14 protein-coding genes are annotated in these 12,020 nt (G+C 72.1%); all 14 read right to left on the bottom strand.

Annotated features, from left to right (window positions below; all coding sequences use genetic code 11):
- The 14 genes from ATJ97_RS15950 to atpB all read right to left on the bottom strand — a co-directional run bounded on the left by ATJ97_RS15950 (position 1) and on the right by atpB (position 11,960).
- Complete coding sequence (locus ATJ97_RS15950) at positions 1-813, bottom strand: alpha/beta fold hydrolase (RefSeq protein ID WP_098485540.1); 813 nt, start codon at positions 811-813, stop codon at positions 1-3.
- A gap of 78 nt (positions 814-891) precedes the next feature.
- A complete protein-coding gene (locus ATJ97_RS15945) occupies positions 892-1,203 on the bottom strand; it encodes a hypothetical protein (RefSeq protein ID WP_098484577.1) in 312 nt (103 codons plus the stop codon).
- A 12-nt stretch (positions 1,204-1,215) separates the two neighbouring features.
- Complete coding sequence (locus tag ATJ97_RS15940) at positions 1,216-2,643, bottom strand: GH1 family beta-glucosidase (RefSeq protein WP_098484576.1); 1,428 nt, start codon at positions 2,641-2,643, stop codon at positions 1,216-1,218.
- Positions 2,640-3,851 (bottom strand): N-acetylglucosamine-6-phosphate deacetylase, encoded by a 1,212-nt coding sequence (locus tag ATJ97_RS15935; RefSeq protein ID WP_098484575.1) that lies wholly within the window; start codon positions 3,849-3,851, stop codon positions 2,640-2,642. Before ATJ97_RS15935 ends, ATJ97_RS15940 begins: the two co-directional genes overlap by 4 nt.
- Positions 3,852-3,895: 44 nt before the next feature.
- Positions 3,896-4,591 carry an endonuclease NucS gene (gene nucS, locus ATJ97_RS15930; protein ID WP_098484574.1) on the bottom strand — a complete coding sequence of 232 codons (696 nt, stop codon included), beginning with the start codon at positions 4,589-4,591 and terminating at the stop codon, positions 3,896-3,898.
- 28 nt (positions 4,592-4,619) lie between these two features.
- Positions 4,620-5,006 (bottom strand): DUF2550 domain-containing protein, encoded by a 387-nt coding sequence (locus tag ATJ97_RS15925; RefSeq protein WP_211287266.1) that lies wholly within the window; start codon positions 5,004-5,006, stop codon positions 4,620-4,622.
- 39 nt (positions 5,007-5,045) lie between these two features.
- A complete protein-coding gene (locus ATJ97_RS15920) occupies positions 5,046-5,312 on the bottom strand; it encodes a F0F1 ATP synthase subunit epsilon (protein WP_211287378.1) in 267 nt (88 codons plus the stop codon).
- 34 nt (positions 5,313-5,346) lie between these two features.
- The gene (gene atpD / locus ATJ97_RS15915; protein ID WP_098484571.1) at positions 5,347-6,813 is read right to left on the bottom strand and encodes a F0F1 ATP synthase subunit beta; all 1,467 of its coding nucleotides are present in this window, start codon (positions 6,811-6,813) and stop codon (positions 5,347-5,349) included.
- Between the two features lie 40 nt (positions 6,814-6,853).
- Positions 6,854-7,750, bottom strand: a complete 897-nt coding sequence (locus ATJ97_RS15910) for a F0F1 ATP synthase subunit gamma (protein ID WP_098484570.1) — start codon at positions 7,748-7,750, stop codon at positions 6,854-6,856.
- Position 7,751: 1 nt separating this feature from the next.
- Positions 7,752-9,392 (bottom strand): F0F1 ATP synthase subunit alpha, encoded by a 1,641-nt coding sequence (atpA, locus tag ATJ97_RS15905; protein ID WP_098484569.1) that lies wholly within the window; start codon positions 9,390-9,392, stop codon positions 7,752-7,754.
- Positions 9,393-9,464: 72 nt separating this feature from the next.
- Positions 9,465-10,280 carry a F0F1 ATP synthase subunit delta gene (locus ATJ97_RS15900; RefSeq protein ID WP_098484568.1) on the bottom strand — a complete coding sequence of 272 codons (816 nt, stop codon included), beginning with the start codon at positions 10,278-10,280 and terminating at the stop codon, positions 9,465-9,467.
- Complete coding sequence (locus tag ATJ97_RS15895) at positions 10,280-10,846, bottom strand: F0F1 ATP synthase subunit B (RefSeq protein ID WP_098484567.1); 567 nt, start codon at positions 10,844-10,846, stop codon at positions 10,280-10,282. Before ATJ97_RS15895 ends, ATJ97_RS15900 begins: the two co-directional genes overlap by 1 nt.
- Positions 10,846-11,055, bottom strand: coding sequence for an ATP synthase F0 subunit C (gene atpE / locus ATJ97_RS15890; protein WP_211287265.1), 210 nt, complete (start codon positions 11,053-11,055; stop codon positions 10,846-10,848). Before atpE ends, ATJ97_RS15895 begins: the two co-directional genes overlap by 1 nt.
- A gap of 89 nt (positions 11,056-11,144) precedes the next feature.
- Positions 11,145-11,960 (bottom strand): F0F1 ATP synthase subunit A, encoded by an 816-nt coding sequence (gene atpB / locus ATJ97_RS15885; RefSeq protein WP_098484566.1) that lies wholly within the window; start codon positions 11,958-11,960, stop codon positions 11,145-11,147.
- Positions 11,961-12,020: the final 60 nt, after the last annotated feature.

Genomic DNA, 12,020 nt, shown 5'->3' with positions numbered 1-12,020 from the left:
TCAGGCCCGCAGGCACCGCTCGCGCAGCGCGCGCAGGGCGGTGGCCACCTCCTGGGGCTGCTCGACCGCGCTGAGATGCCCGGCCCGCGGCACGACGACGACCTCGACGTCGCGCAGCGCCGACGCCATGGACTCCGCGTCGTCCTGCGAGCTCTGGAGGTCCTCGGCGCCGCGCAGCACGAGCGCCGGCACGTCGAGCGCCTCCAGCGCGGCGAGCCGGTCCGGCCGGGCCGCCATCGCACGCTGGGCCCAGGCGATCCCCGACGGCGGAGCCTCGGCGAGCCAGCCGCGCACCTTCTCGACCACCTCGGGTCGTTCCGCGTGCGACGTCGTCCCGAGGACCTTGCCGATCATCGGCGCCACGGCTCCCGCGCCCTTCGGACCGGCGGCCTCCTCGGCGACGCGCAGGCGGTCCTCCCTCGCGGCCTCGGGGTCGGGCGCTGCCCGGGTGTCCAGCAGGCCGACGCCCGCCAACAGGTCAGGGTGCCGCTCCGCGAGCGCCAGGGTGGCGTAGCCGCCCATCGACAGGCCGGCGACCACGGCCCGGTCCACGCCCGCCTCGCGCAGGGTGCCTGCGACCGCGTCGGCGTACAGGGTCAGCGTGGGCTCCGACGGCGCGCCGAACGCCTCGGCGAGCTCCTCCGTGGCGGGCGAGCTCCCGAAGCCGGGGGCGTCCAGGGTGATCACCGGCAGGTCGTCGAGCTCGGCGAGGACGTCGTCCCACATGCGGCGGTCGAGCGGGAACGCGTGGAGCAGCACCAGGGGCACCGCTTCGTCGGGTCCGTTGCGGGTCAGCGAGAGCCGTGCAGTCATGGGGCCGAGCATGTCACGGGCGTCACGGGCCCGCAGGCCGCTCGAGGGCTCGCGGGCGCTGCCCCGTCGACGGCGCGCTCACCGGACGGGCCGGCGCCTGCCCCGTGCCTGCCAGCACGCGCGGTGCCAGTGACGCCGGTCGTCCATCGCGGCCTGCTGCCCGAGCAGGTGCTCCGTGCGCCAGGCCACCACGTGCGCGGTGCCCGGGGGGATCAGCTGGTCGCAGCCGGGGCAGCGGTAGGACTTCTCCGAGCCCCGCACCTGGCGCACGGTGTAGTCCTCGCCGTCGGGCCCCGTCTCCGTCCTGGGCAGGGCGCGCAGCCGGTCCGGGTCCAGGGGCACGTGCCCCTCGCCGTACGGGCGGCGGCGGGATCGACGGGATGACGGCACGCGTCGATTCTCTCAGGCCTGCACGTCTGTCAGCTCGGACAGCTCACCGGTCCGCGCGACCTGGGCGTACCAGCGCGCGGAGTCCTTCGGCGTGCGCACCTGCGTGTCGTAGTCGACCCGGACGATCCCGAAGCGCTTGGTGTACCCGTACGCCCACTCGAAGTTGTCGAGCAGGGACCACACGAAGTAGCCGCGCACGTCCGCGCCGTCCTCGATCGCGCGGGCCACGGCGTCGAGGTGGCGGCGGACGTAGTCCAGCCGCTCCGGGTCGTGGACCCGGCCGTCCTCGTCGACCACGTCGGGGAAGGCGGCGCCGTTCTCCGTCACCATGAGCGGCAGGCCGTCGTAGGCGTTGTCCAGGGCGGTGAGGAGCTCGTAGAGCCCGTCGGGCTCGATGTTCCAGCCCATGTCGGTGAGCGGTCCGGCCGGGTCGAGGAACTCCACCCGGTCGAGCCCCACCCAGGGGCTCGCCGCCCCGTCCCCGTGCCCGCCGGTACCGCCCGTGGCGGTCTCGCCCGGCTCGCGCCGGCGCACGTAGTTCGTCGAGTAGTAGTTCACCCCCAGCACGTCCAGGCGCTGGCGGATCTGCACGAGGTCGCCCGGCTGCACGAACGACCAGTCCGTCAGGTGCGCGGTCAGCTCACGCAGCTCGACCGGGTACGAGCCGTCCAGGAGCGGGCCGAGGAAGATGTGGTTCCCGACGAGGTCGACCTCGTGGGCCGCCTCGAGGTCCGCCGGCCGTTCGGGGTCGGCCGGACGGGTGACGTGCAGGTTGAGCGTGACGGAGACGTTGGTCTCCTCGCCCAGCTCCTCGCGGATCGCCTGGGCGGCCAGGCCGTGCGCGAGGTTGAGGTGGTGCGCCGCGGCGAGCGCGCCGGCGGGGTCGGTGCGGCCGGGCGCGTGGACGCCGGAGGCGTAGCCGAGGAAGGCGCTGCACCAGGGCTCGTTGAGCGTGGTCCACACCTCCACGCGGTCGCCGAGCTCCCGGGCCATGGCGCGCGCGTACTCGGCGAAGGCGTAGGCGGTCGCCCGGTTGGTCCAGCCGCCCTCGTCCTCGAGCTCCTGCGGCAGGTCCCAGTGGTACAGCGTCACGACCGGGTTGATGCCGGCCTCGAGGAGCGCGTCGACGAGGTCGCGGTAGAAGGCGACGCCCTCGGGGTTGAGGTCGCCGCGCCCGCCCGGCTGCACGCGCGGCCACGAGATCGACAGCCGGTAGGCGTCGAGGCCCAGCTCGGTCATGAGCGCGACGTCCTCGCGCCACCGGTGGTAGTGGTCGGCGGCCACGTCCCCGGTGTCGCCGTTCACGGTCCGGCCGGGGGTGTGGGAGAACGTGTCCCAGATGGAGGGACCCCGGCCGCCCTCGGAGGCGGCCCCCTCGATCTGGTACGCCGCGGTCGCGGCGCCCCACACGAAGGACTCGGGGAACGTGCGCGGGCTCATGCGGTGACCTCCTGGCCGTGGCGGATGACGCGGAGCGGACGCAGCTCGGCGTCCGTGACGAGCAGGTCGGCGCGGCGCCCCGGCTCGAGGGCGCCGACGGTGGGGTCGCCGAGGACGCGGGCCGGGCCGGCGGACGCCATGTAGACGGCGTCCAGGAGCGGGACGCCGCCGTCGGCGGTGGTGCGCACGACGTCGAGGAGGTGGGCGGTGCCGCCGGCGATCGAGCCGCCGCCGCTCAGCCGGGCCACTCCCCCGGCAACGGTGACGTCCTGCGAGCCGAGCCGGTAGGCGCCGTCGGGCATCCCGGCGGCCGCCATGGCGTCGGTGACGAGAACGGCGTTGTCCCGGCCGACGAGCTCGTGGACCTCCCGGACGACGGCCGGGTGCAGGTGGGTGCCGTCTCCGATGAGCTCGACGACGGCGCCGCCACGGCGGGCGGCGGCGAGGAACTCCCCGATGGGCCCGGGGTCGCGGTGGTGCAGCGGGTGCATGCCGTTGAACAGGTGGGTCACGGTCGCGCGGCCGGACCGCGGGTTCTCGGCGGACGCGAGGAGCGCCGCGCCGGCCTCCAGGGCGGCCCGGGTGTCCTCGGGGCCGGCGTCGGTGTGCCCCCAGGAGGGGAGCGCACCGCCGTCGACCAGCGCCGCGGCGACGCCGTCGCGGTTCCCGGGGTGCTCGGGCGCCACCGTCATGGTGACCACGTGACCGCGGCCGACCTCCAGCAGCTCCGCCGTCAGCGCCGGGTCCGGCTCGATGATGAGGTCCGGGTCCTGGGCACCGCAGCGCACCGTCGACAGGAACGGCCCCTCGAGGTGGATGCCGGCGATCTCCCCGGCGTCGGCGAGGTCGGCGAGGAGGCGTACACCGTCGCGCAGCGTGCCCGGCGCGGCGGTGACGAGGGAGGCGACGAGGGAGGTCGTGCCGTGGCGGCGGTGCTCGTGGACCGCCCGCAGGACGTCCTCGGGGCTCGTGGCGTCGGGGAAGGACGCGCCGCCGCCGCCGTGGCAGTGCAGGTCGACGAGGCCGGGCAGCACCAGGACGCCGGGCTCGGCGGCGGGCGTCCCCGCGACGGCGGGGAAGCCGGCGGCCTCCGCCTCGGCCGTGGGACCCACCCAGGCGATCGTGGTGCCGTCCAGGACGACGGCGCCGTCGTCGATCACGCGCTCCGGGGTGACCACCCGGCCGCGAACCACCGTCAGCTCAGCCATGGGTCCATCCAACACCCCGGGCGGTGCCCGTCCCGAATCGACGCTCAGAAGAGGCGGGACTCGACGTCGTCCAGGCCGCGCATCGCGTCGTAGTCCAGCACGACGCACCGGATGTCCCGGTCGGTCGCCAGGACCCGCGCCTGCGGCTTGATCTCCTGCGCGGCGAACACGCCGCGGACGGGGGCCAGCAGCGGGTCGCGGTTGAGCAGCTCGAGGTAACGGGTGAGCTGCTCGACGCCGTCGATGTCGCCGCGGCGCTTGATCTCGACGGCCACGGACACCCCGGACGGGTCCTTGGCCATGATGTCGACGGGGCCGATCGCCGTCGGGTACTCGCGGCGCACCAGCTGGTGCCCGGGTCCCAGGAGGTCGATCTGCTCGGCGAGCAGCTTCTGCAGGTGCGCCTCCACGCCGTCCTTGACCAGGCCGGGGTCCACGCCGAGCTCGGCGGAGTGGTCGGCGACGATCTCGTGGATGCGCACCACCAGCCGGTCGTCCGTCTTGGTGTTCTGCACCGTCCAGACCTCGCGCACACCGTGCTCCGCGTCGGGGCCCTCCGCCTCCTCCACGACCAGCCGGCACGGCGGGCTCATCCAGTTCAACGGCTTGTAGGAGCCGCCGTCGGAGTGCACGAGCACCGAGCCGTCCGCCTTCACCATGAGCAGGCGGGTGGCCAGGGGCAGGTGGGCGTCGAGACGCCCGGAGTAGTCCACGGAGCAGGTGGCGATGACGACGCGCACTATCACTCGGCTTTCGTTCGGGGGCGACCTACACGAAGTAGTCGCCGCGCGGCGGGGCGGACTCCAGCCAGCTCACGAGGCCCGCCAGGGACTCGCGCCGCATGGCCAGGTGCACCTCGCCGCCGGGCAGGCTGCACAGGATCTCGCTCACCTGGTCCGCGCCGCCGGGCGAGCGGTGCACCCGTTCACGCACCTCGAGGTCGTCGCGCGCGAAGGTCCGGTCCGGGCGCAGGGACAGCGAGACCAGCCGGTACCAGTCCACCCGCCCCACGCCGAAGACGGCGATGCCGCTCGTCCACTCGCGCCGCCCGGCGGGCCGCAGCGCGCACTCGAAGGAGCCGATGCGGTGCGCCAGACGGCGCACCCGCACCACGAAGAGGATCAGCAGCAGGCCCGCGACGAGGGCGAGGACCAACAGGACAGCCCCAGCCGTCCCCGCCCACGTCAATGCGGCCTACCGCAGGTTCTCGGCAAGTACGTCCGCGCCCTCGACGACGACGGTCACGGCGTCCTCGTCGACGGACACGAACCCGGACGTGACGTCCACGGTCACCACGGACCCCGAGGTCGGCGTGATGCGGACGACCCCCGGACGCAGCACCGCGAGCACCGGCTGGCGGCCGGGCAGGATGCCCAGGTCGCCGTTGGCGGCGGGGACGACCACGCTGGTGGCCTCCCCGCCCCACAGGCGGGCGGTCGTCGAGACGACGTCTACCTTCATCGCCACAGCGGCGACCTCCTCGATCTGGTTCGCGTCAGCGGAGCTCGGACTGGATCTTCGACCAGGCGCGCTCGAGGTCCTCGATGCCGCCGATGTTGAAGAACGCCTGCTCCGGGACGTGGTCGTAGTCGCCGTCGGCGATGCGCTTGAACGCCTCGACGGTCTCGGCGACCGGCACGGTCGAGCCCTCGACGCCCGTGAACTTCACGGCCGTGTAGGTGTTCTGCGAGAGGAACTGCTCGATGCGGCGCGCACGCGCGACCGTGACCTTGTCCTCCTCGGAGAGCTCGTCGACACCGAGGATGGCGATGATGTCCTGCAGCTCCTTGTTCTTCTGCAGGATCGACTTCACGCGGGTCGCCACGTCGTAGTGCTCCTGGCCCACGTACTGCGGGTCGAGGATGCGCGAGGTGGAGGCCAGCGGGTCCACGGCCGGGTACAGACCGCGCGAGGCGATGTCGCGCGAGAGCTCGGTCGTGGCGTCGAGGTGCGCGAACGTCGTGGCCGGCGCCGGGTCGGTGTAGTCGTCCGCGGGCACGTAGATGGCCTGGAGCGAGGTGATGGAGTGCCCGCGCACGGAGGTGATGCGCTCCTGCAGCTGGCCCATCTCGTCGGCGAGGTTCGGCTGGTAGCCCACCGCGGAGGGCATGCGGCCCAGCAGCGTGGACACCTCGGAACCGGCCTGGGTGAAGCGGAAGATGTTGTCGATGAAGAGCAGCACCTCCTGCTTCTGCACGTCGCGGAAGTACTCCGCCATGGTCAGGGCGGAGAGGGCGACGCGCAGACGCACGCCCGGCGGCTCGTCCATCTGGCCGAAGACGAGGGCCGTCTTGTCGAAGACGCCCGCCTCCTCCATCTCGACGATGAGGTCGTTGCCCTCACGGGTGCGCTCACCGACGCCCGCGAAGACGGACACACCGCCGTGGTCCTGCGCGACGCGCTGGATCATCTCCTGGATGAGGACCGTCTTGCCGACGCCGGCGCCGCCGAACAGGCCGATCTTCCCGCCCTGGACGTACGGGGTGAGCAGGTCGATGACCTTGATGCCCGTCTCGAACATCTGGGTGCGGGACTCGAGCTGGTCGAACTCCGGCGGCTCGCGGTGGATGGGCCAGCGCTCGGTGATCTCGAGCTGCTCGCCCTCCTTGAGGTTGAGCACCTCGCCGGTCACGTTGAAGACGTGGCCCTTGGTGACGTCACCGACCGGGACGGAGATGGGGGCGCCGGTGTCGACGACCTTCCCGCCGCGCACGAGGCCGTCGGTCGGCTTCAGCGCGATGGCGCGGACCAGGTTGTCGCCGAGGTGCTGGGCGACCTCGAGCGTCATGGTCGACGTCCCGCCGGCCTCCTCGCCGAGGGAGACCTCGGTGGTGAGGGCGTTGTACATGTTCGGGATGGCGTCCGCCGGGAACTCGATGTCCACGACGGGGCCGGTCACACGGGAGATCCGGCCGACGCCGGGTCCGGCGGTCTTCGCCGATTCGGTGGCAGTGGCAGTCATTTTCTGGTTCCTTCGCTTGTCCCCGGTCGGGTGGATGGGCTCACCGGCTCGACGCGAGCGCGTCGGCACCGGAGACGATCTCGGTGATCTCAGACGTGATGTCGGCCTGACGGGCCGTGTTCGCCAGCCGCGTGTAGTCGCGGATGAGGTCCTCGGCGTTGTCGGTGGCCGTGTGCATCGCCTGCTGGCGCGCGGCCAGCTCGGAGGCGGCCGCCATGAGGAGCTCGGAGTGGATGCGCCGGCGCACGTACATCGGCAGCAGCGCGTCGAGCACCTCGTCCGCGCTCGGCTCGAACTCGTACAGCGGCAGCGGCTCCTGCCCGGGGGGCGTGACGCCCTCGACCACCTCGAGAGGCAGCATGCGACGCACCTCCGGCACCTGCGACACCATCGAGACGAAGCGGGTGAACACCACGTGCACCTCGCTGACGCCGCCCTCCTCCTCCGGAGCGAGGAACGCGCTCAGCAGGGTGTCGGCGATCTCGCCGGCCCGCTCCGCCGTCGGGGCGTCGGAGCCGCCCGTCCACGAGCGCACGACCTCGCGCCCACGGAAGCGGAAGTACCCCTCGCCGCGGCGGCCGCTGACGAACAGCACCGGCTTCTTGCCCTGCTCCTCGAGCTCCTCGAGGAGGCGCTCGGTGGCGCGCAGGACCGTGGCCGAGTAGGCCCCGGCCATGCCGCGGTCCGACGTCACCACCAGGACCGCGACACGCGGGGTGTCGTCGCGTCCGGAGATCAGCGGGTGGTCCAGGTTGGCGTGCGCCGCGACGGCGGAGACCGCCCGGATCAGCGCACGCGTGTACGGGTCGGCCCCCTGGGCGGCCTTGCGCGCCTTGCCGATGCGCGAGGCCGCGATGAGCTCCATGGCCCGGAACATCTTCTTCAGGGTCTGGGTGGCCCTGATCTTCTGCTTGTAGACCCTCTGCTCGCCAGCCACGTCAGCCTCGCTTCGTGCTGACGATCTGCTCCTGCGAACGCTCCGCCTCGACCTCGTCCACGTCCACGTCGGGCTCGGCACCGAGGGGGTTGCCCTCGGCGTCGAGGAAGCCCTTGCGGAACTCCTCGACACCGGCGCGCAGCGCGTCCTCGGTGTCGGGCTCGAGCTTGCCGGTCTCGGCGATGGTGGACAGCACGGAGGTGTGGCGACGCAGGTGGTCGAGCAGCTCGGACTCGAAGCGGGCGACGTCCTGGACGTCGACGTCGTCGAGGTAGCCGTTGGTGCCGGCCCAGATCGAGGCGACCTGGTCCTCCACCGGGTACGGGGTGTACTGCGGCTGCTTGAGCAGCTCCATGAGCCGCTCGCCCCGGGTGAGCTGCTGGCGCGTCGTCGGGTCCAGGTCGGAGGCGAACATCGCGAACGCCGCCATGGACCGGTACTGCGCCAGGGTGATCTTCAGCGTGCCGGAGACCTTCTTCATCGCCTTGATCTGGGCGTCACCACCGACGCGCGAGACGGAGATACCGACGTCGACGGCGGGGCGCTGGTTGGCGTTGAAGAGGTCCGACTGGAGGAAGATCTGCCCGTCGGTGATGGAGATGACGTTGGTCGGGATGTAGGCCGACACGTCGTTCGCCTTGGTCTCGATGAGCGGCAGACCGGTCATCGAGCCTGCGCCGAGCTCGTCCGAGAGCTTCGCGCAGCGCTCGAGCAGGCGGGAGTGCAGGTAGAAGACGTCGCCCGGGTAGGCCTCGCGGCCCGGCGGGCGGCGCAGCAGCAGCGACACGGCGCGGTAGGCCTCGGCCTGCTTGGACAGGTCGTCGAAGACGATGAGGACGTGCTTGCCCTGGTACATCCAGTGCTGGCCGATGGCCGAGCCGGTGTAGGGGGCGATGTACTTGAAGCCGGCCGGGTCGGACGCCGGGGCGGCGACGATCGTGGTGTACTCCAGCGCGCCGGCCCGCTCGAGCGTGCCGCGCACGGACGCGATCGTGGAGCCCTTCTGGCCGACGGCGACGTAGATGCAGCGCACCTGCTTGGTCGGGTCGCCGGACTCCCAGTTCGCCTTCTGGTTCAGGATCGTGTCGAGCGCCAGCGCGGTCTTGCCGGTCTGGCGGTCGCCGATGAGGAGCTGACGCTGTCCGCGACCGATCGGGATCATCGAGTCGATCGCCTTCAGGCCGGTCTGCAGCGGCTCGTGCACCGACTTGCGCGCCATGACGCCGGGAGCCTGCAGCTCCAGCGCGCGGCGGCCCTCGACGCCCTGGATCTCGCCGAGGCCGTCGAGCGGCTGGCCGAGGGGGTCGACGACGCGGCCGAGGTAGCCCTCGCCGACCGGCACGGACAGGACCTCGCCGGTGCGGCGCACCTCCTGGCCCTCCTCGATGCCGGTGAAGTCACCGAGGATGACGACGCCGATCTCGCGCACGTCGAGGTTCATCGCCAGGCCGAGCGTGCCGTCCTGGAAGCGCAGCAGCTCGTTGGCCATCGCGCCGGGCAGACCCTCGACCTGCGCGATGCCGTCGCCCGCCAGCGTGACGTGCCCGACCTCTTCGCTCACCGCCTGGGTGGGTTCGTAGGAACTCACGAAGCTGTCCAGCGCAGCCCGGATCTCCTCGGGCCGGATCGTCAGCTCAGCCATCTGCTCTTCCTTCGTTCTGTGTGACCGCTGGGGCGCGGTCGGTGCTACATGTCAGTTCGTATCGGTGGGCGCTCAGCCCGCGAGCCGGCGCCGCGCGTCAGCGAGGCGGGAGGCCAGGGTTGCGTCGACGACGTCGTCGCCGACCTGGATGCGCAGCCCGCCGACCACGTCCGGGTCGAGAGCCACGTGCACCTGCACGGCGCGGCCGTGCTGTCGTTCGAGGATCCGGGTCAGCCGCTCGATCTGGGCCCCGGAGAGCGGGACCGCAGAGGTGACCGAGGCGACGAGCCGCTCGCGGCGAGCGGCCGCCTGGTCCGCCACCGAGCGCAGCAGCGCCGGGAGCGTGTGGTCGCGCGGCTGTGCGGCGGCCCGCACGGCCAGGGCGGCGGTCTCGGGGGTGACCTTGCCGGCCAGCACGCGGGACATGAGCTCTCCGCGACGCTCCGCCCCGGTCTCCCTGTCCGTCAGCGCGAGCCGCAGCTCCCGCTGGTCCGCGAGGATGCGCTCCAGGCGGTAGGTCTCGGCCTCGACCTGCTCGAGCCGTCCGGCCTGCTCCGCCCCGGCGAGGATCGAGTCCGCAGCCAGGATCTCGACGGCGTCCACGAGGTCACGCGGCTCGGACCAGCGCTCGCGCACGAGACCGGAGAGCAGGTCCACCGCCTCGGCGTCCACCTTGCCGGTGAACACGTCGCGCGTGAGGCCCGCCTTGTCCTCGCCGTCGCGGGACGGCTCGGTCAGGGCGCGTCGCAGCGCCACGGAGGCGTCGAGCACGTCGACCACCCCGAAGAGCTGCTCGCCGAGCGTGCGCGCACGCTCGCCCGCCTGGCGCAGGACCGGCTCCCACCGCTCCCGTGCCCGGTCGAGGGCCGCCTGGCTGCTCGCCCGCATCACGCCTCCCGTCGAGCCGTGGCCCGGTCGGCCGGCTGCGCCTCGAGCTCGTCGAGGAACCGGTCGATGACACGGGACTGCAGGGCGTGGTCGCTGACCGACTCACCGACGATGCGCGAGGCCAGCTCGGTGGCCAGCATGCCGACGTCGGCCCGCAGCGAGATCTGCGCGGCCTGGCGGTCCGCCTCGATCTGCCGTGCGGCGTTCTCGGTGATGCGGTCGGCCTCGGCCTGCGCCTTGCCACGCGCCTCGCCGACGATCGCCTTGGCCTCGACCTGCGCCTGCTCGCGCACCTCGGCGGCGTCACGACGTGCCTGGGCGAGCTCCGCGGCGATCCGCTCCTCCGCGTCGGCGGCGGCCTGCTGAGCCCGCTCCGCCTGCTGCAGACCGGTCTCGATCTTCTCCGCACGCTCGTCGAGCATCGCCGTGATGCGCGGCACGGCGTACTTCACCAGGAAGAAGCCGATGATCGCGAGGCAGACGAGCGACCAGATGATGTCGTAGCTGGCGGGGAGCAGCGGGTTCTGGTTCGGATCCGCCGCCAGCGTGAGGGCGGTGGCCTGCATCAGAACACGAAGCCTGCGGCGAGGCCGATCAGACCGAGGGCCTCGACCAGGGCCATACCGATGAACATGTTGATGCGCAGCGGACCGGCCAGCTCGGGCTGGCGCGCCACGGCCTCCTGGGTCTTGCCGACCAGGATGCCCATGCCGATGCCGGGGCCGATGGTGGCGAGGCCGTAGCCGATGGTCGCGATGTCTCCGGTGATGTCCATGCGGAGGTGTTCCTTCCTGTGTGGCGTGGCCGGCGGCCACGTCGTTTCGTTTCCGCCCCCCGGCAGGTGCCGCGGTGACGACGTCTGTACTAGTGGGACTCGACGGACAGCTGGATGTACACCGCGGTGAGCACGGTGAAGACGTAGGCCTGCAGCACCGAGACGAAGATCTCGAACAGGGTGAAGGCGAAGCCCGCGGCGAGGGTGCCGACGCCGGCGATCGTCATGCCGGCGCCGCTCGCCTCGAAGAAGAGGTACTGCGTCGCCCCGAAGCAGAGCACCAGCAGCAGGTGCCCGGCGAGCATGTTCGCGAGGAGACGGACGGTGAGCGTGGCGGGCCGGATGATGAAGGTCGAGAGGAACTCGATCGGCGTCAGGATGATGTAGATCGGCCACGGCACGCCGGGCGGGAAGAGCTGGCTCTTGAAGAAGTGCCCGCCGCCCTGGGCCTTGATGCCCGCCACGATGAACGTGACGTAGGCGAGCAGCGCGAACACCAGCGGCAGGCCGACGACGGACGATCCTGCGATGTTCAGGAACGGCAGGATGCCCGTGATGTTCATGAACAGGACGCCGAAGAAGATCACCACGAGGATGGGGGTGTACTTGCGGCCGAGCTCACGGCCGAGCGACTCCTCGGCGATGCCCTTGCGCACGAAGTCGACCGCCATCTCCCCCATCGACTGCGCGCGGCCCGGGACGAGCCGGAGCTTCCGCGTGGCGAGCCAGAAGAAGAGGATGAGCATCGCGGTGGCGATGAGCCGCACCAGCGTGATCCGGTTGAACTCGAAGATCGTCCCCTCGAAGAGGACGGCCGGCGGGAAGAAGTCCGCGAGGCTCGGGCCGTGGAAGCCGCTTCCCCCCTCGGCGGCGAGCACGACGGCGGAGGTGCTGGAAGTCAGCATCGATGCGGCAGACAGTGTGTCCCCCTGGTGGCTCGGGTCGGGCACGAGTGCGTCCCCGGG

Origin of the sequence: Georgenia soli (assembly GCF_002563695.1) — a bacterium.
GTDB classification, from domain to species: domain Bacteria; phylum Actinomycetota; class Actinomycetes; order Actinomycetales; family Actinomycetaceae; genus Georgenia; species Georgenia soli.
The sequence above is the reverse complement of the archived record's forward strand: the minus strand, read 5'-3'. Positions and strand labels throughout refer to the sequence as shown.

Excerpts from the sequence above, each read along its gene's own strand:
- ATJ97_RS15950 (WP_098485540.1), bottom strand. The coding sequence starts at position 813 with ATGACTGCACGGCTCTCGCTGACCCGCAACGGACCCGACGAAGCGGTG.
- ATJ97_RS15940 (WP_098484576.1), bottom strand. The coding sequence starts at position 2,643 with ATGAGCCCGCGCACGTTCCCCGAGTCCTTCGTGTGGGGCGCCGCGACC.
- ATJ97_RS15935 (WP_098484575.1), bottom strand. The coding sequence starts at position 3,851 with ATGGCTGAGCTGACGGTGGTTCGCGGCCGGGTGGTCACCCCGGAGCGC.
- ATJ97_RS15920 (WP_211287378.1), bottom strand. The coding sequence starts at position 5,312 with ATGAAGGTAGACGTCGTCTCGACGACCGCCCGCCTGTGGGGCGGGGAG.
- atpD (WP_098484571.1), bottom strand. The coding sequence starts at position 6,813 with ATGACTGCCACTGCCACCGAATCGGCGAAGACCGCCGGACCCGGCGTC.
- atpA (WP_098484569.1), bottom strand. The coding sequence starts at position 9,392 with ATGGCTGAGCTGACGATCCGGCCCGAGGAGATCCGGGCTGCGCTGGAC.
- ATJ97_RS15900 (WP_098484568.1), bottom strand. The coding sequence starts at position 10,280 with ATGCGGGCGAGCAGCCAGGCGGCCCTCGACCGGGCACGGGAGCGGTGG.
- ATJ97_RS15895 (WP_098484567.1), bottom strand. The coding sequence starts at position 10,846 with ATGCAGGCCACCGCCCTCACGCTGGCGGCGGATCCGAACCAGAACCCG.
- atpE (WP_211287265.1), bottom strand. The coding sequence starts at position 11,055 with ATGGACATCACCGGAGACATCGCGACCATCGGCTACGGCCTCGCCACC.
- atpB (WP_098484566.1), bottom strand. The coding sequence starts at position 11,960 with ATGCTGACTTCCAGCACCTCCGCCGTCGTGCTCGCCGCCGAGGGGGGA.